Below are 20,716 nucleotides of genomic sequence, written 5' to 3' on the forward strand. Positions count from 1 at the left end.
GAATTTTTAAAATTATTCTTTCCTCTGTTGCATACCTAAATTCATATCCTTGCGAGAAAAGAAAGGGTGCGAAAAGGTAAAATTCTCTAAGATCTCAAGGTATATACGCTTACACAGGCCGTAATGCCTCATTTAATTTTCTAAAGGAAATTATTTTACCTCCCCCTCCTTTTTATGGTCAATTTTTCTCCGAAAATAATTCCATTTTCTTTTCTAAATTTGCTCTCTCAAGCATTTTCTGATATCTCCTTATCTTTATGTAAAACTCCTTTACCTTTCCCCTACTCTTTTCTTTGAAAAAGCTTTGCGAAAGAACTAAGCTCGTAAATTCAAGAGGAGCGAAATAGGTAGTTTCTTTGTGAAGGTTAAATAGAAGATCTAAATTAGATTTAAGAGATTTTTTGAATGAAGCAACGATAAAATTTCGAATAGATTTTTAATGAGGCAATCCGGATTCTTGCAATTTTTGAAAAAGCAATTAAATTATTTTTTACTTTAAAATTAAGGTTTGGAGGCTTATATGCAAGAAAAACTTAAAGAAAAATTTTTTACACCTTCCAGAAAGGTCATAGCAGATAAAGCCCTTTTCCCTGAGGAAACCATAAAGCTTGTAGAGGAAAGACTGAAAAATTGTCAAATGAAGATCTTTAAAGGGCTCAAGAGGATTGATAAAGGAAGATTGGGAATTCCTGTTTACCTGAGCCTCTATGATATTCAGGGAACGCAGATTACAGGTAATTACAAACAGATGGGTAAGGGAGCAAGTGATATTCTCTCACAGGCAAGTGCCCTTGTGGAGCTTGTAGAAAGATTTTCCCTTTTCAGTTTTTATCGTAAAACTACTGAGAGGGGAATCCTTGCAACTTTTGATGAGCTTAAAGAAAAGGCTATGCCCTGGGAGGTCTTTCTTCAATCTGTAGAGGATGAGGAAGAGCCAAGGGTAAAAGATATAGCCCTGAAGTTTTTGAAAAAAATTCCCTTTTATTTTGTGCCAGCCCTTGAAGTTCGCACAAAAAAGGTCAAATACATCCCCTTTCACTGGTTCTGGCTCCTTTATGAGTATAACGGGTCAGCAGGGGGAAATACCTATCCTGAAGCCTCTGTTCAGGCTATCTGTGAACTCATTGAAAGACATGTCAATGCCCTTTCTATAAGGGTTAATAAACCTATGCCAGCCATAAAAAGGGATAGCATTCAAGGGGGGGCAGGAGAGCTTCTTGCCTGTTTTGAAAGATTAGGAATTAAGACCTGGATTCGGGATATGACCTTTGGTATGCCTGTTCCAACTATTGCGGTTATGGCTATGGACCCTTCAACCTATCCTGAAAGAAGTGAGATTGTCTATGCCGCTGGAACAGGCACAAGCCCGGAAAGGGCTCTCATTCGAGCTCTTACAGAGGTGGCTCAGCTTGCGGGAGACTTTGATACCGAAGGTAAATATGTGGAAAGTGGTCTTCCTAAGTTTGATACCTTAGACTCTGCAGAGATGGTGGTCTCCTTTGATGGAGAAAAGGCTTTGAGTGACCTACCTACGCTTTATGCAGAAGAGCATGTGGAAGAGATGACAAATCTTGCCTTAGCTATGAAAGATAAAGGCTTTGAGGTCTATCTGGTTGATCTTGAAGAGGAACACTTAAGGCTTCCTGCAGTTTATGCTATAATCCCTGGAATTCTCTTTAGAGAAAGAACCCGTATCCCCTATCTTTACCAAATGGTGCGCACATTACCTATTTATCTCTCTCCTCAAGAAAATAAAACCCTTTTAGAAGAGATCCTTAAGGAGGTTGAAGACCGTTATTATATCTGGGCCTATTATGGGAATGCTTTGAAGGGGCTTGAAAGGCTTGATGAGGCTATTATGGCCTATGAAAAGGCCTTAAGTCTCTCTCCTTCAGAGCCGGATCAGATTGCCCTTTACAGCCATTTGGCAGATGCCTATTTTAGAAAGGGAGAGTGGAATCAGGTGGTTAAGGTCTGCGAAAAAGCCCTTCCTCTTGGTGAAGCCCCAGAGTTATATAACCTTCTTGGTAGGGCCCTTTATAAACAATCTGACTACGGAAATGCCTTACAGGCCTTTTTAAAGGCAACAGAGCTTGATCCCTCTTCAGCCATTGATTATGCTAATGCAGGTTATTGTTTAAAGGCTATGAACTTTATACCTCCAGCTGAAGTCTTTTTCCGCAAGGCCCTCTCTCTTGACCCAGGTCTCACTATGGCTCAAAAGGGATTAGAATTTTGTGAAAACCTTTTGCATAATAAGAATTGAAGGGAGGAGAAAAAATGCTCAAAAAGGGTCTATTTTTGAGATTTTCACCTGAAATTGTTGAGAAACCAATAGTTTACCGCTTAGTTAAGGACTTTAATCTTGCCTTTAACATCCTCAAGGCCACTATAACCCCTGGCAAAGAAGGAATCATGATTATGGAACTTATTGGGGACAACAAAGAGGCCCTTGAAAGGGGGCTCCAATTTTTAAAGGAGATGGGAGTTGAGGTTTCCTCCTTAGGTCAACAGGTGATGAAAAATGAAGAAGTTTGTATTCATTGTGGAGCCTGCACAGCGGTTTGCCCCACAGGGGCTCTTTATGTGGACAGGAAGACCTTCAAGGTGGTCTATGACCCTGAAAAATGCACTGCCTGCGGTTTTTGCGTCTCCGCTTGCATTACCAAGGCTATGGAGGTTTATATCCAGAGCGAAGCAGCTTAAATACCCTCCACTGCATAAGTTCAGATCCTTACAAGAAAAAGGAAGGGTGCTAAAAGAGGAATTAGATATCTTTACAAGGGAAGCTTTACAAGTCTGAAAGTAACACAGGCAATCTTGCCTGTGAAAGTAAATTACACTCCAATGGATGAAAGAAACACAGACAAGAATGTCTGTGCTACAACAGACCCACAAAAAAAATTCAAGGGGTTTAAAATTTTAAACCCCTACTTAAGGAAAGATTTTGCAGATTTTTTATCCTTTCTTTCCGAAGGGGAATGGGTATGTGGAGAGATTTAATTTGTGTTCCGTCCTATGAAAAAAATTTTTTTGAGTCTCAAAAGCTTTGGACTTATACAACTCATTGGCTCAATCTTTTAAATTTTTCAAAATAATTTATAATCATATCAATACGGATACCATAAAGGGGTAAACTCTTAGGTTCGCCCCTACAAACTGGAGGGTAGAATGAAGGTGCTAATTTCAGATTCCCTATCTGAAGAAGGGCTTGAAATCTTGAGACAAGCTGGGCTTGAAGTTATTTACAAACCTGGATTATCCCCTGAAGAATTAAAACAAGAGATTTCAGAGGTTGAGGGGCTTATTATCAGAAGCGGCACAAAGGTTACTAAGGAAATTATTGCCTCAGCTAAAAAGCTCAAGGTCATTGGGAGAGCTGGAACCGGGCTTGATAATGTGGATATTCCCTCTGCAAATGAGCGAGGCATAGTGGTTATGAATGTGCCTGGGGGAAACACTCTTTCTGCAGCTGAACACACCTTGGCCCTATTATTTGCTATGGCAAGAAAGATCCCTCAGGCTAATGCCTCTGTCAGGAAAGGCCTTTGGGAGAGAAAAAAATTTATGGGAGTTGAGCTGAATGGAAAGGTTCTTGGAATTATTGGGCTTGGAAGAATAGGTAATATTGTAGCTGAGAGGGCCCTATGTTTAAAAATGCAAGTCTTAGCTTATGACCCCTTTGTAACGCCAGATCATGCATCTAAAAAAGGGATTGAGCTTGTTTCCTTAGATGAGCTTTATAAAAGAGCAGACTTTATTACTATTCACACTCCCCTTACTAAGGAAACCCATCACCTCCTCAACAAAGAGGCCTTTGCTAAAATGAAGAAGGGAGTTTACATTATAAATTGCGCAAGAGGTGGAATCATTGATGAAGAGGCCCTTCATGAGGCCATCCTATTAGGAAAAGTTGCTGGGGCTGCACTTGATGTTTTTGAAAAGGAGCCTGTTTCAGTGGATCACCCTCTTTTAAAACTTGACCAAGTCATTGCAACCCCTCATCTCGGGGCCTCAACTGTTGAAGCGCAAAAGGTTGTTGCTGTTGAAATCGCTAAACAGGTGGTTGATTTCCTCCTCTCCGGAATCGTGAGAAATGCAGTCAATGTCCCCTCTATCAGTGCTGAGGCTTTAAAGGTCCTTCAGCCAGTGCTCAATCTCTCTGAAAAAATTGGCCTACTTTCTGCTCAAATTGCCGAGGGCGCTATTGAGGAGGTTGAAATAACCTATAAAGGGGAGCTTGCTCGCCTTGAAATTAAACCTGTCACTTTAGCCTTGGTTAAGGGTCTTCTTAGTCCTTTTTTGAAAGAGGATGTCAATTATGTCAATGCCCTCTTTAGGGCAAAAGAGAGAAATATAAAGGTTGTTGAGGCAACCACAGAGGAGACGGAGGACTTTACCTCCCTCATCAGTGTTAAAATCAAGCACACTCAAGGGGAAACCCTGGTTGAAGGCACTCTTTTTGGAAAAAAAGAACCCAGAGTTGTCAGAATAAATGGCTTCAGATTAGATGCTTTACCTGAGGGACATATGCTTTATATTTTTAATGAGGACAAACCTGGTGTAATTGGAAAAATTGGAACCATTCTTGGAAAACACAGACTGAATATTTCAAGGATGTATGTTGGCCAGGATCCCATGAAAAAGAGAAATGTAATTCTTCTCAGCCTGGATCAATCCCCAACCAGAGAGGCTATAGCTGACCTTGAAAAGGAAGAAAGTGTTTATCTGGTCAAGCCTCTTGAGCTTTAATGAAACCTAATTTACGAAACCTTTCTCTTGAAGAGATAAAGAACCTCCTTCAAGACCTTGGGGAACCACCTTTTCGGGGAGAACAGGTCTATCATTGGATAACCTGTAAATCTGCCCTTTCCTTTGAGGAAATGACCAATCTTCCCAGGACCTTACGAAAAAAACTTGAGGAGAACTTTTGTCTTGACCTGCCCCTTGTAGTTAATTCCCAGAGTGATGAGGAGGGCACCACCAAATTTGCCCTGCTACTTTCCGATGGGGAGATTATTGAAACAGTTCTTATCCCTGAAAGGGATCACTTTACTCTCTGTGTTTCCACTCAGGTGGGGTGTGCTATGGGATGCCGGTTCTGTTTGACTGCTAAGACAGGTTTTAAGAGAAACCTTGAGGTTTACGAGATCCTCTCTCAAGTCGTTATTGCCAAGAAATATCTTAAGACCAAGCAGGAGAAACTTCCCTTGCGAAATATAGTCTTTATGGGAATGGGTGAGCCTTTGGCTAATTATTCAAACCTTCTTAAATCCTTAAGGATCCTTGAAGATAAAAAGGGATTTGGTTTTTCAAGGAAGAGATTGACTGTCTCAACAGCTGGGCTTATCCCAGAAATGGAAAGACTTGCCAAGGATTTTCCCACTGCCCTGGCTCTATCTCTGCATGCTCCCGATGATGAGTTAAGGCAAAAACTTATGCCCATTGCCCGGAAATTTTCCCTTGCCGAACTTATTAAGGCCTTAGAAAGATTTCCCCGAGTTAAAAAGGGTAGACACACTATTGAATACACACTTATTAAAGGGATAAATGACTCTCTAAGAGAGGCTGCTTCACTTGCTAAGCTATTAAAGGGGTTTCCAGTAAAAGTTAATCTTATCCCCTATAATCCCCATCCTGATCTTCCCTTTGAAAGACCTGATGAATCGGCAGTTGAGAGATTTCAGAAGTATTTACTTTCAGAGGGCATTTTAACCACAGTCCGAAAAAGCAAAGGGCTTAAAATCTCAGCGGCTTGTGGCCAGTTAAGGGGAAAGCTTCTGAAAAAATCCTATTTCCAGACCCCAGCAATAGAAAAGCCACACTTAGGACAAAGCCCATCTTCCTTAAGTTGATTGGAGATAATAGCAAAGCCATATCTTTCAATTAGAAGGGTTGAACACTTAGGGCAGAAGGTATTTTCTGTCTCGTTACCAGGGACATTTCCGATGTAAACAAAATATAAACCCTCTTCTTTACCAATGTAATAGGCCCTCTGTAGAGTTTCAATAGAGGTATAGGGTTTATTTTGCATCTTGAACTGGGGATAAAAACGGGAGATGTGCCAGGGGGTCTCAGGGCCAAGTTCATCTCTTATAAATCGGGCTATATCTCTCAACTCTTCTGAACTATCATTTTCCTCAGGAATGACAAGGGTAGTAATCTCAACCCAGATACCAAGTTTTTTAAGATACTTAAGGTTATCCAAGATGGGTTTTAATTTGGCTTTACATATGCGATGATAAAATCCTTCTGTAAAGGCCTTTAAATCCACATTTATGCCATGCAGATAGTCCTTAATGAGATCTAAGGCAGACTTGGTCATATATCCATTGGAGACAAAGACATTTTTAAGCCCCTCTTTGACTGCTAATTTAGAGCAATCTAAGGCATACTCAAAATAAATAGTAGGCTCTGTATAAGTGTAAGATATGCTTTTACATCCATGATTAAGGGCCTTTTTCACAATATCCTTTGGAGAGTAAGGTGTCCCTGGAATTGAGCCGGGATAAAGATGGGGAAATTGAGAAATTTCAAAGTTCTGACAAAAGGAACATCTAAAATTACAACCAACAGTAGCTATGGAATAGGAATAGGATCCTGGTAAAAAGTGATAAAGGGGCTTCTTTTCTATAGGATCAATATGTTCAGCAATGACGCGACCATAAACTAAGGAGTAAAGGATACCCTCTTCATTTTTTCTAACTCCACAAAGCCCTGTTTTGCCATTAGGGATAAGGCATTGATGATTGCAAAGATAACAACGAACCTTTTTATCCTCTAAGGACTCATATAATAAAGCCTCCTTCATATTTTCATTTTAATAATTTTCCAATTCAGAGTCAAGGGCTTGTTTGCGTCCATATCTTTTGAGACTCTATAGGATTTTTTCTACTATTTCAGTTGTAGGAAAAGAAACTTTTCCCCTTTTTCCAACCCTCCTTTTTCTTGTAAAGATAAGTGCTTATGCAGAAAATCAATTGACGAAGGCTGAAGAAATGAATATATTTTAATATGTTATGCTCCTTGAGCTTAAAATCACCAATTTTGTCCTGATTGAAGAGGCTCACTTAAGCTTTGATAAGGGGCTCACTATCTTTACAGGAGAGACGGGAGCTGGAAAATCTCTTCTTATTAAGGCACTAAAGGTGCTCTTAGGTGATAAAGGAGCTGGAGGACATCTTAAACCCGAGACAGAGACCTCTGAGGTCTCTGCCCTCTTCTACGGTGGCCCTTATCTTTCTGCCAAATTAAAAGAGCTGGGATACCCAGCAGAAGAGGAGATTCATATCAAAAGAATTATTTCACCTCAGAGGCAGAGGAGTTTTCTTAACGGCTCTCCCATATCCACTCTTGAACTTAGCCAAATCACCCGGGACCTTATTTCTCTTACCAGTCAGCATGAATACTACACCTTTTTACGCCGAGAAAATCAACTTAAGTTTGTTGATGAGCTCCTTAGCCTAAAGGAAAAACTTAGGGCCTACCAGAATCTTTACTTACAGTATAGGGAACTTGAAAAAGAGATTAAGGATCTGGAGGAAAAGGTCTCCCAGGTCATGCTAAAAAAAGATTATCTTCTCTTTCAGATCTCAGAACTTGAGGAATTAAATCCTGATCCTGAGGAAGAAGAGACCCTCAAAATTAAAAGAGAAAGACTGAGGCACATGCAACTTATCCAGGAACTTTCCGCAGGCCTAAGGATATCCTTAGATTCTGCAAAGGACAATCTAACTCAAGCGTTAACCCTTCTTTCAAAACTTACGCCTTTTGAGCCCTCTTTCAAAGAGAGACAACACCTATTACAGGATCTTTACTACGAAATATCTGAGCTTGAAAGGGATCTTAAGGTTCTGGAGGGAGATCTCCTGGAGAATCCCTCTGAACTTGAACAAATTGAAGCCCGGCTTGCAAGATATGAAAGACTTAAGAAAAAATATGGTAAAGATGCACAGGGGCTAAAAAACCTGAAAGAGGAGCTAAAGGTTGAACTGGAGCTTCTCGATTCTGGTGAAGAAGAATTAAAAAAACTCCTCAGAGAAAAGGAAAAACTTGAACAGGAACTTTTAAATCTTGCCCTAAACTTAAGGGAGGAGAGACAAAAAGGTAAGGGAAAGATTGAAGATCTTATTAAAAAAGAGCTTAAAGACCTGGGTATGGAAAAAGTGGAATTTGAAATTAAAATAACCCCCAAGGAAATTGCCCCTCAAAATCTTACTTCCACTGGTCTTGATGAGATTGAATTTCTCTTTTCACCTAATCCCGGGCTTGCCCTTAGACCCTTAGAAAAGATTGCTTCAGGAGGGGAGCTTTCCCGTATCTTTTTATCCTTTAAAACCCTTCTTAGGGAAAGAGAGCCTGTGGGCACCCTTATCTTTGATGAGGTTGATGCTGGAATTGGTGGCCCAACCGCCTTGCAAGTAGGTAAAAAGTTAAAAGAACTATCTAAAGGTCTTCAGGTGCTCTGTATCACCCATCTTCCTCAGATTGCCTGTTTTGCAGATCACCATTTTTTAGTGGAGAAACACTCTACGCAAGAGGAAACAACCACCTTTATTAAAAGATTGAATGAAAGAGAACGCCTTCAAGAGCTTGCAAGAATGCTTGGGGATAAGGATAACCTTGAGCTTGCCCGCAGCTTTCTTGAAGGGCTAAATTTCTAATATGCCCAGAGCCTTGCTTCTCTTTTCAGAAGGACTTGATAGCACTTTATGTGCCCTCATTCTCAAAAGGGAAGGGATTGAGGTAATAGTTCTGCGTTTTATTACCCCTTTTTTTGGCTGGAAATATAAAGATTCTCCCCATCTCTTTGAGGAAAAGATTAAGGCCCTTGGCCTTCCTGCTGGTAGAGTGGTAGATATTACTGAAGAATACCTTGAAATACTTAAAAAACCAGCCTTTGGCTACGGAGATTATGCTAATCCTTGTATAGATTGTAAAATTTTTTTTCTAAAAAAGGCTAAAGATTTGATGCAAGAGTTGCAAGCGGATTTTCTTGTAAGTGGTGAGGTCCTTGGTCAAAGGCCTATGAGTCAGAACAGGGTAATTTTAGAAAAAATTGAAAGAGAAGCAGGGGTGGAGGGATTGCTTTTAAGACCCCTCTCTGCAAAACTTCTAAAGGAAACAGAACCTGAAAAAAGGGGACTCCTATCCAGAGAAAAACTTTATGGCCATTCTGGAAGAAAAAGAGATTTCCAGCTGGAACTTGCAAAAGCCTTTGAGCTTAAAGAGATACCTACTCCGGCTGGAGGGTGTCTTCTTGCAGATCCAATTATCGGAAGCCGTATCTTACGGGTCCTGAAAGAAAAAAAACCGCTTAACCCCCTCACAGCCGAACTCCTCACCTTTGGAAGACACCATTTTGATGGCGACCTTTGGGCAGTCCTTGGAAGAAATGAAAAGGAAAATCTGCGGTTAGAAAGGGTGATTGCAGGAAGGCTTCCTCTTTATACTCTAAGTGAGCCAGCTCCCAATCTTGCTGTGATTTGTGGACCTATAGATGAGGAGAATATAAAGAACTTACTGATAAACTATTCTAAAAAGGCCCAACTTAAGCTCCAGAGGGGAGAAAGAGTTGAGCTTATTGCAAAGTAATCCTCCTAAGGTAGTTACCCTTCTTACAGATTTTGGCTTAAAGGACCACTATGCTGGAGTGGTGAAAGGAAGGATCCTGCAAGAGCTTTACGGGTATCCTTATCCCCTGTTTATAGACCTAAGTCATGAGATTCCTCCTCAAGATGTCAAAAAGGCTGCCCTTCTTTTAAAATTTTCCTATAAATATTTTCCAGAAGGGACAATTTTTCTATGTATTGTTGACCCTGGGGTGGGAACGGAAAGAAGGGCCCTACTCCTTAAAACTGAAAAATTTTCCTTTGTAGGACCTGATAACGGGCTTTTTACCTTTATTCTCAGAGAAAGTCAAACCAGTGAGGCCTTTGAAATATTAAAGGAGAAACTTCTTTCCTTTCCCTATAGTGCAACCTTTCATGGGAGAGATCTTTTTGCACCAGCTGTTGCCCTACTTTTAAAATCAGAGAGTATTGAAGACTGGACAAGGGTTATCTCAAAAGAGAGCCTTTTACAGCTTGATTTCCCTGAACCAGAGCCTGTTTCTTCAGGATTCAGGCTTTCTATCTGGTATGTGGATCACTTTGGAAATCTCATAACCAATTGGGAAAAGACTTTTACGGAGAGGCCTTTCAGAGTTTTTGTAAATAAAAAAGAGGTAAGATTGGTTAAGACCTATGGAGATGGGAAAGAGGGAGAAGTGATAGCCCTTTTTGGCAGTGAGGGACTCCTTGAAATAGCAATCCCGAATTCTTCAGCTATACAAAAATTAGGCCTACCTGAGATTACAATAAGTTTTTAAAGAGAAGGCCACTTTTTTACGTAAGGTCTTATCCTTACAAGAAAAAGGTGAGAGGTGAAAGTAAGGGAAGCCCCTTGCGTGTCTGTCCAATCCTTGCGTGTCTGCCTGATAATGTAAAGGAACATATAACAGGCAAATACATAGCCAAAAGAGGGCAACACACAGGTTTGCCCCTACAAAATACAGGTTCATTTTCCCATAACCGAAGTAGTAGAAAAATTCTCTTGAATCTCAAAAGATATGGACTTATATACCCCTTTGTAATTTCAAAAAGTGATGTTATATTTTAAAGTCAAAAAATAGGATAAGGAGGGATAGGTCGTGCCGGTAAGAATTAGGCTTATGCGTTTGGGAAGAAAGAAAAAACCCTTTTTCAGAGTGATTGCTGCGGATTCAAGGTCTCCCAGGGACGGTAAATTTTTAGATATTCTCGGATACTATAATCCCCTTAAAGAACCATATGAATTCAAAGTTGATTCAGAAAAGGTGAAGCTCTGGCTCCAAAGAGGTGCAGAACCTACCGAGACTGTAAGAGCCCTTTTAAAGAGAGAAGGGCTCCTTTAAGGAGAAAATAAACCTCAAAAGGAGGCGGAAGATGAGCAAACTCAAAGATCTCGTGGAACAGGTGGCCAAGGTCCTGGTGGATAAGCCTGAAGCAGTGCAAATTAACGAAATTGAGGGGGAACAAACCTCAGTTATTGAACTCAGGGTTGCCAAGGAAGATCTTGGCAAAATTATCGGAAAGGAAGGTAGAACTGCCAAGGCTATAAGAACTATTCTTGGCGCAGCTGGCAGTAAACTCAAAAAGAGGGTAGTTCTGGAAATTATTGAATAGGCTTCCTTGACAGAGACTGATCTTATTCCTCTCTTTAAGGTCCTCTCTACCCACGGATTAAAGGGTGACCTGCGGGTCGCCCTTCTTACTCTTAATCAGGATCTGCTCTCTCATATCCAAAAGCTCTATCTTAAAAATAAAGAAGAAGTTCCTTTAGTGATTAAGTCAATTCAAAAAGGGCCAGGCTTTAATATCTTTTTGCTCTCTTTAGAAGAAATTGATTTTGAAAGGGCAAAGGGACTTTTGAACAAAATCCTTTATCTTAAACCTTCTGATTTACCTGAACTTAAGGAAGAAGAATTTTATTACTATCAATTAGAGGGGCTAAAAATTGTTGACAGGAAAGATAAGTTCTGGGGAGAGGTTTCAGGGGTTATGCCCTTAGGAGAATATGACCTCCTCCTCATTAAAACCCCTGAAGGGAAGGAATTCTATCTTCCCCTTGTGGATGAGTATGTAGAGGAAGTAAATATCAAAGAAAAGATTATCCTTGTAAAGGAAATTGAGGATCTTGTTAAAAGTCAGCGTTAAGGATGCGCTTTAAGATATTAACCATTTTTCCTGAATATTTTTCTTCTCCCCTTGAAGTGGGCTTAATCAAAAGAGCAAGAGAAAAAAAAATCATAGATATTGAGGTTTATGATTTAAGAGATTTTACCTCAGACAAACACAAGGTAGTTGACGATGAGCCTTATGGAGGGGGGGAGGGAATGGTTTTTAAGCCCGAACCTCTCTACCGAGCCTTAACGCACATAAAAGAAAGAGATCCTGATACCTATACAGTGTATCTCTCACCTCAGGGAAGGCTTTTTAATCAAAAAATAGCTGAAGAGCTATCTAAATTAAAAAGCTTACTTTTCATCTGTGGACGCTATGAAGGAATTGATGAAAGGATCCGGAAACATTTTATTGAGGATGAAATTTCCATTGGAGATTATGTCCTTTTTGGGGGTGAGGTAGCCTCCTTAGTTATCCTTGAAGCTGTAGCAAGGCTTATACCTGGAGTTGTGGGAAAAAGAGATTCCGTTGACAGAGAATCTTTTACCTCCGGGCTTCTTAAGTATCCCTGTTATACAAGACCAGCTGAGTTTCTTGGATTTAAAGTGCCAGAGGTTCTTCTTTCCGGGAATCATGCAGAGATTGAAAATTACCGTCGCAGGGTTTCTTTGGAGATTACCTTAAAGAGGCGCCCTGAATTGCTTTCTCAAATTCCCCTCTCTGAAAGGGACTTAGAGTTCTTAAGAGAGCTTTTACAGAGACAAAGGCTCTATCTTTTTTTGCTTCATTATCCTGTTTACAATAAAAAAGGGGAGATTATTGCCTCAGCCATAACAGGGCTTGATCTTCATGATCTTGCTCGCCTTGGATGCACCTATGGGGTTAAAGGAGTTTACATAGTGCAACCTCTTGAGGATCAAAAGAAACTTGCTGAAGGACTTATAACTTACTGGATATCCGGAAAAGGTAAGGACTATAATCCCTTAAGAAGTAAGGCTATGGAACTCTTGAGAATTTATTCAACCCTTGAAGCTGCCTTGCAGGATGTTAAGGCCAGAGAGGAAGAAGATCCCATCCTTATCGGTACAGATGCTGGCCCTAAAAGAGTGCCCATTTCCCCTGAAGAGGTTAGGGACCTCCTCTGGAAAAAACCTATTTGCCTTGTCTTAGGCACTGCCTGGGGACTTGAAGAGACCTTTCTTAGGCAATGCCATTATTTTCTGGAACCCATCTGGGGAAGAATTGCCCCCTATAATCATTTGTCCGTAAGATCAGCTGCCTCTATCCTCCTTGATCGTATCTTTAGGCCCTATCTCCTTTTTAAAAGGCAATAAAAGGGAAAGCTTGTCTTGAATCCCAAAAAATTTAAAAACAAAATTCCCTTGAAATCCCTATAAATTCCGGCAAAATACCTCTATGCCAAAGAAGAAACCTCCTGTTCCCTATGACCTTTTTGCCAAGGCCTTCCTCAAAGACCCTGAAAACTTAAAAGGCTTCCTCTCAACCTTCCTCCCTGATCACATTAAAACTCATCTTGACCTTGACTCCCTTATAAAATTATCCCGGAAGAGCAAGTTTCTCTTTCTCCCTGTTTTCCCCTTGTGTTTTATGAAGGGAAATAAGCCCTGGGTGTATCCTGAAAGGATAGAGGAGATATTTTCAGTGCCAGAGGGGTTAAAGGGAGAACTTTTTAAGGTTCATGTGGTTGATTTAAAGAGGGTGGAGGATGAGAAGATATTGAGGGTATTTGATATTTTAGCAGGGCTTGGGTGTTATCTTTATTTAATAAAGGCGGAATCAAGGGATTTTGAAAGATGGAGTTAAAGAGCTTTTGGGATAGAGTGGGAGAGAAGTTTTATAAGCAGGGAATTGAGCAGGGAATTGAGCAAGGAATTGAGCAGGGGAAATATCAGGGGTTAATTGAGGAGGCAAGGGAGCTTGTGCTTGAGGCCATAGAGGTGAAGCTTGGGTATGTGCCGGAGGAAGTGAGGGAGAGGGTGGTAAGGGAGGAAGATAGAGGAGTTCTTAAGGAGTGGCATAGAAAAATAATCCTTGCAAAGAGCTCTGAAGATATCTTTAAACTCTTTGAAAATTGATATTATTTAATCTTTCTTGCTTCTTTTTCTTCTATAAGCTTAGGTAAAATTATTCCCAAATCAATTGATTCTATTATTTGCGGATTTAAAATCTGTGTTATAAAATATTTTCCTAAAAAGCAATGTTTAGTAATAAAATATTACGAACATATTATCCATAACGAGCAGGGAGGACGGACGGGAAGCATTATATTTTGTATAAAAAAATAATCTACATTACCTGCCAAAAAAAGCATGTTTAAATCTCAAAAAATCGGGACTTATACACCCCCCTTGACAAAACCTAAGGGAAGGTTATATTTTATTTTATAGCGCCGAGGTGGCGGAACTGGTAGACGCGCTGTCTTGAGGGGGCAGTGGGCCCCGTGCCTGTGCGGGTTCGAGTCCCGCCCTCGGCATTTCACTTCTTCGGGTTAAGTATCTCCTGTAAGGTCTCACCAAGCAAAATAAAAGCTAAAACCGTTAGCAAAATAGCAAGTCCTGGAAATACTGAGAGCCACCAGGCAACCTCTAAGGTCTCCTTTCCATCAATAAGCAGATTTCCCCAGGAGGGGGTAGGTGGTTGAACTCCAATTCCAAGAAAGGAAAGGGCAGATTCAATCAAGATTGCATTTCCCATACCTAAGGAGGCGGATACAAGAATAGGGGGAAGGGTATTAGGTAAAAGGTGCTTAAAGATGATACGAAATGAAGAGGCTCCGTAAATCTTTGCGGAAAGCACAAATTCTCTTTCTTTTAAAGACAAAAATTCAGCCCTCACCAGACGGGCAACCCCCATCCAGGATGTAAGCCCTATCACTACCATAATAGTAAAAATAGAGGGCTCAAGATAGGCAATCACCGCCAAGATAAGAAAGATGGTTGGAAAACAAAGCATAATGTCAATGATTCTGGAGATAATTTGATCAATTATTCCCCCGAAGTATCCAGCTAAAGCTCCTAAGAAGATACCAATAAAAAGAGATAAACCTACCGCAACCAAACTTACTTGAAGGGAAATCCTTGCCCCAAAGATCATTCTACTTAAAACATCCCGGCCAAGAAGGTCTGTTCCAAAGGGATGGGTAGGAGAAGGGGCTTGTAAGATAGCATTTACATTTATTTCAAGAGGATCAAAAGGGGTAATCCAAGGGCCCAAAAGGGCAAGTAAGATTAAAAAAAAGACCATACCTAAGGAAAATGCCCCTGTTTTTGAGGAAAGGAGCTCTTGCAGCATTACCTCTTTTCTCCAATTCTTATGCGTGGGTCAGCTAAAGCATAACCCAAATCAGCTAAAAAATTCCCAAGAAGCGTTAGAAAGGAAACAAGGAGTAAATTTGCCATAATTACAGGATAGTCCCTGCTCATAACCGCCTGCCACATAAGTTGCCCTAACCCAGGTATTCCAAAAATGGTCTCAAAAATAACTGAACCTCCAATTAAGCCCGGTAAAGAGAGCCCCAGAAGGGTTATCACAGGAAGAAGGGCATTTCTTAGAGCATGTTTATATAGCACTACCCTCTCAGGAAGACCCTTAGCCCTGGCATAGGTGATATAGTCTGCATGCAAGACCTCAATCAGGGAGTTTCTTAAATATCTGGAAAACCCAGCGATACCACCAAAGGTTGCTACAAAAAGGGGGCAGAGTAAGTGTTTTGTCCAATCCCAGAGCTTTTGCCAAAAATTCATCTGGTCATATCCAACAATAGAGTGAAGCCCTGATATAGGAAGAAGCTGTAGCTTAACTCCAAAAAACATCATCAGTAATAGGGCCAGCCAAAAGCTTGGCATGGCATAGCCAAAAAAGGTAAATATGGTGAAAAAACGATCAAGTTTGCTTCCTGCCCTGACTGCAGAAAAAACACCCATTGGAATACTTACTAATAAGATAAGGAAAAGGGAGATGCTATTGATAAGCAAAGTTATGGGAAGCCTCTCTTTAATTTTATCCCAGACAGGTCGCTGATCTAAGGCAAAGGAACGGCCAAAATCAAATCTTAAAATTCCTTTTAGCCAGTTTAAATACTGGATGTGAAGGGGTTTATCAAGACCATACATCTTTACAAGTTTTTCTCTGAATTCAGGAGTAATCTTGGGATTAAATTCCGTCAATGGACTCAAAGGACCACCTGGAGCAAGGTGAAGAATTCCAAAGGTTAAAATGGTTATTCCCCAAAGGGTGACAAGTAAAATAGAAATTCTTTTTAAGAGATAGAGAAACATCTTTTCCTTTCAGCCTCTGAGGCCTTCAGATAAAGAGGCAGAATATCTTCTGCCCTTTCAGGTTTAATCTGGTTTAACTCTAATTTTAGCTTAGCCACCTGAGAAAGCAAGCCAGCTCTAAGGACTGGTTGAAAAGGAGGAAGCAAAAATCTTTCTCTTAATGTCTCTCTAAAAAAACTCTCCCACTTCTCTATGGTCTCACTGATAAAAAGAGTCGGTTCCTTAATTAAAGAGGGAATCTCTTTAAGGGGATAAAGCCCTGGTTCTATAAGAGTTTGCAGGTTTTTTCCCTCAAATTTATAAATCCCCACAAATACTTCCTTAGAATAGGCATCAATCAGGGCAATTATGGGCTGAGTTGAACTATAAAAGGAATAAGCCAGGATTTCAAGACTACTCAGAGGCAAAACAGGAAAATCATAAACTAAGGAGAGGGCCTTAGCAAGGCTAAGCCCTATTCTTAATCCCGTAAAACTGCCAGGCCCGATATCTACCGCAAGATAATCAATTTCCTGTAGGGAGACGCCTCCCTTATCAAGTAAAAAAGGTAATATCTGAAAAAGCCTCTTAGAATAGGAATCCTTAGCATAAAAGTTTATCTCCTCAAGAAGCGTCTCTCTATATAGGGCAAGGCCCCCGAATTTCCCTGAGGTTTCAATGGCAAGGATGAGGGGCTCCTTTTTTAATGGAGCTTCCATCCTGAAAGAACGCGAAGTATATCATTATAAAAAACAGCAATAGAAAGGGCAATAATTAGCACAAGGCCAATTTTAAAGATAAGTTCCTGGGTTTTTAAAGAGAGAGGATTTCCTCTTAAGGCCTCAATCCCAAAGATGACAAGGTGCCCACCATCTAACATGGGAAGGGGTAAGATATTTAAAACACCCAGATTTATGGAAAGCAAAGCCATAAAAGAGATAAAGGCTACAATCCCAAGCCGCGCGGAATCTCCAGCAAATTTTCCAATGGTAATAGGCCCTCCAAGAGTAGAAAAGGGAAGCTCTCCTGTAAAGAGCTTGTAAATAGCCAAAAAAGTAAGGGAGGTAAAGTCATAAACCTTCTTGGCAGCAAGCCCAAAGGCAGAGATTGGATCAAGCCTTTCATGAATCTGTTCAGGAGCAGACTTGACTCCAAGAAAAGGCACCCGGGTCTTTTTGCCAAAGACATTAGTCCCCTCCATTAGCTCTGGTTTTACCTTGAAAAGAAGAATCTCTGTTCCTCTCCGGACTTTGAGTTCAATCTCTTGAGGAGTTTCCTCTTTTCTTAGTTCAAGAAGAATATCTTCAAAGGATTTAACACTCTTTCCATTAATCTCGGTAATCAAGTCTCCCTTTTGAAGACCTGCTTTTTCCGCTGGACTCCCAGGGAAAATCTCACCAATTTTGGGAGGCGTAAAGGTTCTACCAATAAAAGAAAAGATAAGCCAGAAGGCAAGAAAGGCAAAGATAAAATTGGCAAGAGGCCCGGCTATTACGATAAAGGCCTTTTGCCAGGTCTTTTTAAAAGCAAAGGCCTTTTCAGTCTCAGCTACATTCGGCAGGGTATCAGGATGCTCTCCATAAAGTTTTACATATCCGCCAAGGGGAATTAAAGAGATACGATATTCCGTTTCTCCCTTAAGAAAGCCCAATATCTTTGGACCAAACCCTAAGGAAAAGATTTCTACCCGGACACCCATTTTCTTTGCAGCAAGAAAATGACCAAGCTCATGAACAAAGACAAGGATACCGATGACAATTATGGTAGCAAGAATGGTTATGAGCATAAACCTTCCCTCTTGATTATCTCCTTAGTAAAGGCAAGCACCTCCTTATGAAGATTCAGATAATCCTCAAGGACTCTTGCCTGTCCAAAAGTAAATTTAAACTCATTTAGAGTTTTTTCAAGAAGACAGGGAATTTGGGGAAAGGAGATCTTTTTTTCAAGGAAGGCAGAGACCACCTCCTCATCTGCTGCCTCAAGGATTAAAGGATAAGGAAACCCTCTCTCAGCTACATCAAAGGCAAGACTTAGACAGGGGAAACGCTTAAAATCTACCTCTCTAAAGGTAAGTTCCTTCAGCTCAGCTAAGTTTATCTTAGAGAAGGGAATCTCCCACCTTTCAGGATAGCTCAGGGCATAGGCAATGGGAATCTTCATGTCTGGTTGACTTAAGTGAGCCAAAAGACTTCCGTCACTCATCTCTATAAAACTATGAACAATGCTCTGGGGATGAATAATTACCTTGATGCACGAAGGAGGAAAACTAAAAAGCTCAATAGCTTCCAGGACCTCAAAACCTTTATTCATAAGGGTAGCAGAATCAATGGTAATTTTAGCTCCCATCTTCCAGGTGGGATGTTTCAAGGCAAGTTCAGGGGTAATTTTGATAAAATCCTTGATATCCCAATTTAAAAAGGGGCCTCCGGAAGCAGTCAAAATCAAGGTTTTGACAAATCTCCTCTCCTCACAGCGCAAAAGTTGAAACAGGGCTGAATGTTCACTATCCACAGGTATAATCTCTCCTCCGAAAGCCTTGGCGGTTTCTCTCAAGAAGCTTCCTGCAGAGATTATGGCTTCTTTATTGGCTAAGGCTACTCTCTTTCCCTTTTTTAGGGCATAATAAACAGGGATAAGGGCCTTTATTCCCGAAATAGCAATAAGAAATATCTCAGCATCTGAACACTCAGCTAATTCCTTAAGACCTTCATCTCCTATAAGAATTTCTGCCTTATATGAAAGGTTGGCTTTCAACCAATCTGCAGAGGCCTTATTTTCAACTACCAGATAGGGCACTTGATATGTCTCAGCCTGTATTTTAAGTTTTTTAAGATTACTCCTTCCTGAGAGGCCGAGGATTTTAAAGTTTTCTTTAAATTCAGTTAAAAGACTCAGAGCAGAGGTTCCAATAGAGCCTGTAGAACCAAAGATAACCAGCCCTTTCATTTACTTGCTTTGAGGGGGAAGAGCCGGAGGGTTCTGAGGTGGAACAGGTGGTAAAGCAGGCACAGGAGGTTGGGTCTTTTGAGGGGACTCTTTGGCAGGAAGTTTCTCTGGAAGCATAATCTTATGTTTGGCTGTGCTAATCTTGGTAAGAAGCAGGGAATTTACAAAGAATAGGATGACAAGAAGCATTGTGACCTTATTTAAAAAACTTGTTGGGCCTGCTCCTCCAAAGATGGCTTCAGCACCTCTAAAAACTGCACCATATTCAGAACCTTTAGTTACATTAACAAGGACAATAAGCACAATCAAAATAGCAAGAATTATCTGGAAAACTATTAAGAGTGTCTCCATTTTTAGCTCCTTTTCATAAGTTTTTTTAAATTTATACCCTTTTTCAATTTTGCCAAGGGGAAATAGATCCACACCTTTTAATACTTAAATCTGCACCTGCAATCAATCTATGCGTTTTTTAATAGGACAAACCTGAGTGTTTGCCTGTTATATGTGCCTTTACATTATTGGGTAGACATGCAAGGATTAGGCGACACGCAAGGGCTTCCCATACCCTAACCTTTCACCTTTCACCTTTCACCTCTTACCTCTTACTACCCTTCCATTTTCTTGTAAGGATCTGAACCTATGCACCACCCCTGTCAGCGGACTTTCACCTGTGTAAAGAAGATCCCGCATCATTATGAATGGAGTTAGAAGGCAACAACTTTGGGTTTAATTTGGAGACTTGACCTTTTAAACATTTAAATGAAATTTTTGATATATATAAATGAAAAAAGTATATTAAAAAAATTGTGTGTCTGTGTGGTGGAGAAATTTGACCTTTTTAAACCTTTTGATAAATGCGGGAGGGGGGATTTGAACCCCCACGGGGATAATCCCCATCGGATCCTAAGTCCGAAGCGTCTACCTTTCCGCCACTCCCGCAGCTTATATTAAATCGCTTTTCAAACATATTAAAATTAAACTAACCTTTGAAAAATTCAACCTCTTTAATTGCCTCATTAAAAATCTATTTGAAATTTTATCGTTGCCTCATATAAAAAATCTCAGCTCCTCTTTTGAACCTTCACAAAAAAACTATCTATTTCGCCCCTCTTAAATTTACAAGCTTAGTTCTTTAGCAAAGCTTATTTCAAAGGAAAGTGTAGGTAAGAAGCTTTATAGAAAGATAAGGAGATATCAGAAAATGCTTGAAAGAGCATATTTAGAGAAAAATGGGAATTATTTTCGGGGAAAAATTGACAATAAAAAGGAGGGGAAGGTAAAATAATTTCCTTTAGAAAATTAAATGAGGCATTACGCTTTAACCTTCTCATTTCTCCTGTAGCAAAAAGTTTTTAAGCAACCTTCCTCAGATCAACCACCCTTTATAATTGATTCTTCAAAAAAGTGCATTAAATTTTAGATATGCCTCTTTATGAATTTGAATGTGAGTCCTGTGGAGCCATCTTTGAGGTATTTTTAAAAAGGGATGAACCCTATCCTGAATGTCCCCTTTGCCATTCCTCTAAAATTATAAAACTCCCCTCTCTTTTCGGATTTCAAGATAAAAGTGCTTACCGATCTGCAAGAGAAAGAGCCATTCTCCAGAGGGCAAGAGATTATCTTCAAGATGGAAAACTTAGAGATGCCCAGAGATTTCTTGAAAAGGCCAGGGCATTTCATCCCACAGATAAGGTTAAACAACTTTCTGAAAAACTTGCTGAAAGAAGAGCTCCAAAAGAGGGTTTTTTGATAAAGCCCGAAGCGGTTATAATTAAAAAGAAGGGGTGAGAA

22 protein-coding genes and 2 tRNA genes are annotated in these 20,716 nt (G+C 40.3%); 16 read left to right on the forward strand and 8 right to left on the reverse strand.

The genetic code is table 11. The features are described 5' to 3' along the window. Positions 1 to 520 precede the first annotated feature (520 nt). From THC_RS03950 to rlmN, 5 genes are all read left to right on the forward strand, one after another. Positions 521 to 2,266, forward strand: coding sequence for a YcaO-like family protein (locus THC_RS03950; protein WP_068513644.1), 1,746 nt, complete (start codon positions 521 to 523; stop codon positions 2,264 to 2,266). Between the two features lie 14 nt (positions 2,267 to 2,280). Continuing rightward, complete coding sequence (locus tag THC_RS03955; protein ID WP_068513647.1) at positions 2,281 to 2,706, forward strand: NIL domain-containing protein; 426 nt, start codon at positions 2,281 to 2,283, stop codon at positions 2,704 to 2,706. A 141-nt stretch (positions 2,707 to 2,847) separates the two neighbouring features. Next, on the forward strand, positions 2,848 to 3,003 hold the full coding sequence (locus THC_RS09390; protein ID WP_153303643.1) for a hypothetical protein: 156 nt from the start codon (positions 2,848 to 2,850) through the stop codon (positions 3,001 to 3,003). Positions 3,004 to 3,171: 168 nt separating this feature from the next. After that, entirely contained in the window at positions 3,172 to 4,752 is a 1,581-nt protein-coding gene (gene serA / locus THC_RS03960) for a phosphoglycerate dehydrogenase (RefSeq protein ID WP_068513652.1), read from the forward strand. After that, positions 4,752 to 5,855 (forward strand): dual-specificity RNA methyltransferase RlmN, encoded by a 1,104-nt coding sequence (gene rlmN / locus THC_RS03965; protein ID WP_082706274.1) that lies wholly within the window; start codon positions 4,752 to 4,754, stop codon positions 5,853 to 5,855. Before serA ends, rlmN begins: the two co-directional genes overlap by 1 nt. Here rlmN and amrS read toward each other — a convergent pair. Next, complete coding sequence (gene amrS / locus THC_RS03970) at positions 5,792 to 6,811, reverse strand: AmmeMemoRadiSam system radical SAM enzyme (RefSeq protein WP_068513655.1); 1,020 nt, start codon at positions 6,809 to 6,811, stop codon at positions 5,792 to 5,794. The two genes, rlmN and amrS, sit on opposite strands and share 64 nt — an antisense overlap. A 208-nt stretch (positions 6,812 to 7,019) precedes the next feature. Between amrS and recN the strand changes: the two genes are divergently transcribed. The 10 genes from recN (at position 7,020) to THC_RS04020 (ending at position 14,196) form a co-directional block, all read left to right on the forward strand. Next, a complete protein-coding gene (recN, locus tag THC_RS03975; protein WP_068513658.1) occupies positions 7,020 to 8,663 on the forward strand; it encodes a DNA repair protein RecN in 1,644 nt (547 codons plus the stop codon). Position 8,664: 1 nt separating this feature from the next. Then, positions 8,665 to 9,594 (forward strand): adenine nucleotide alpha hydrolase family protein, encoded by a 930-nt coding sequence (locus THC_RS03980; protein ID WP_068513662.1) that lies wholly within the window; start codon positions 8,665 to 8,667, stop codon positions 9,592 to 9,594. Next, a complete protein-coding gene (locus tag THC_RS03985; protein WP_068513665.1) occupies positions 9,584 to 10,369 on the forward strand; it encodes an SAM hydrolase/SAM-dependent halogenase family protein in 786 nt (261 codons plus the stop codon). The genes THC_RS03980 and THC_RS03985 overlap by 11 nt, the downstream gene beginning before the upstream one ends. Before the next feature lie 321 nt (positions 10,370 to 10,690). Beyond that, on the forward strand, positions 10,691 to 10,933 hold the full coding sequence (rpsP, locus tag THC_RS03990) for a 30S ribosomal protein S16 (protein WP_068513668.1): 243 nt from the start codon (positions 10,691 to 10,693) through the stop codon (positions 10,931 to 10,933). Between the two features lie 31 nt (positions 10,934 to 10,964). Continuing rightward, positions 10,965 to 11,204: a KH domain-containing protein gene (locus THC_RS03995; RefSeq protein ID WP_068513672.1), complete on the forward strand. Its 240-nt coding sequence runs from the start codon at positions 10,965 to 10,967 to the stop codon at positions 11,202 to 11,204. 6 nt (positions 11,205 to 11,210) lie between these two features. Then, positions 11,211 to 11,735, forward strand: coding sequence for a ribosome maturation factor RimM (gene rimM, locus THC_RS04000; protein WP_068513674.1), 525 nt, complete (start codon positions 11,211 to 11,213; stop codon positions 11,733 to 11,735). A 2-nt stretch (positions 11,736 to 11,737) separates the two neighbouring features. Then, positions 11,738 to 13,036 (forward strand): tRNA (guanosine(37)-N1)-methyltransferase TrmD, encoded by a 1,299-nt coding sequence (gene trmD / locus THC_RS04005; RefSeq protein ID WP_068513677.1) that lies wholly within the window; start codon positions 11,738 to 11,740, stop codon positions 13,034 to 13,036. An 82-nt stretch (positions 13,037 to 13,118) separates the two neighbouring features. After that, on the forward strand, positions 13,119 to 13,526 hold the full coding sequence (locus THC_RS04010; protein WP_068513679.1) for a hypothetical protein: 408 nt from the start codon (positions 13,119 to 13,121) through the stop codon (positions 13,524 to 13,526). Beyond that, positions 13,517 to 13,798, forward strand: a complete 282-nt coding sequence (locus THC_RS04015) for a hypothetical protein (protein ID WP_068513683.1) — start codon at positions 13,517 to 13,519, stop codon at positions 13,796 to 13,798. The genes THC_RS04010 and THC_RS04015 overlap by 10 nt, the downstream gene beginning before the upstream one ends. Before the next feature lie 313 nt (positions 13,799 to 14,111). Further along, positions 14,112 to 14,196, forward strand: a tRNA-Leu gene (locus THC_RS04020). A gap of 2 nt (positions 14,197 to 14,198) precedes the next feature. On the opposite strand, the gene THC_RS04025 is transcribed toward THC_RS04020, so the two are convergent. The 7 genes from THC_RS04025 to THC_RS04055 form a co-directional block, all read right to left on the reverse strand. Beyond that, positions 14,199 to 15,014 (reverse strand): ABC transporter permease, encoded by an 816-nt coding sequence (locus THC_RS04025; RefSeq protein WP_068513686.1) that lies wholly within the window; start codon positions 15,012 to 15,014, stop codon positions 14,199 to 14,201. Continuing rightward, positions 15,014 to 16,000 (reverse strand): ABC transporter permease, encoded by a 987-nt coding sequence (locus THC_RS04030; RefSeq protein WP_068513690.1) that lies wholly within the window; start codon positions 15,998 to 16,000, stop codon positions 15,014 to 15,016. Before THC_RS04030 ends, THC_RS04025 begins: the two co-directional genes overlap by 1 nt. Further along, a complete protein-coding gene (gene tsaB, locus THC_RS04035; protein WP_068513695.1) occupies positions 15,982 to 16,698 on the reverse strand; it encodes a tRNA (adenosine(37)-N6)-threonylcarbamoyltransferase complex dimerization subunit type 1 TsaB in 717 nt (238 codons plus the stop codon). The genes THC_RS04030 and tsaB overlap by 19 nt, the downstream gene beginning before the upstream one ends. After that, positions 16,683 to 17,765 (reverse strand): RIP metalloprotease RseP, encoded by a 1,083-nt coding sequence (gene rseP / locus THC_RS04040; RefSeq protein WP_068513697.1) that lies wholly within the window; start codon positions 17,763 to 17,765, stop codon positions 16,683 to 16,685. The genes tsaB and rseP overlap by 16 nt, the downstream gene beginning before the upstream one ends. Beyond that, positions 17,756 to 18,925: a 1-deoxy-D-xylulose-5-phosphate reductoisomerase gene (dxr, locus tag THC_RS04045; RefSeq protein ID WP_068513700.1), complete on the reverse strand. Its 1,170-nt coding sequence runs from the start codon at positions 18,923 to 18,925 to the stop codon at positions 17,756 to 17,758. The genes rseP and dxr overlap by 10 nt, the downstream gene beginning before the upstream one ends. Beyond that, on the reverse strand, positions 18,926 to 19,276 hold the full coding sequence (gene secG / locus THC_RS04050; protein WP_148638818.1) for a preprotein translocase subunit SecG: 351 nt from the start codon (positions 19,274 to 19,276) through the stop codon (positions 18,926 to 18,928). A 504-nt stretch (positions 19,277 to 19,780) separates the two neighbouring features. Then, positions 19,781 to 19,864, reverse strand: a tRNA-Leu gene (locus THC_RS04055). Between the two features lie 483 nt (positions 19,865 to 20,347). Here THC_RS04055 and THC_RS04060 point away from each other — a divergent pair. Continuing rightward, the gene (locus tag THC_RS04060; protein ID WP_068513707.1) at positions 20,348 to 20,713 is read left to right on the forward strand and encodes an FmdB family zinc ribbon protein; all 366 of its coding nucleotides are present in this window, start codon (positions 20,348 to 20,350) and stop codon (positions 20,711 to 20,713) included. Positions 20,714 to 20,716: the final 3 nt, after the last annotated feature.

The organism is Caldimicrobium thiodismutans (assembly GCF_001548275.1).
Taxonomy (GTDB): domain Bacteria; phylum Desulfobacterota; class Thermodesulfobacteria; order Thermodesulfobacteriales; family Thermodesulfobacteriaceae; genus Caldimicrobium; species Caldimicrobium thiodismutans.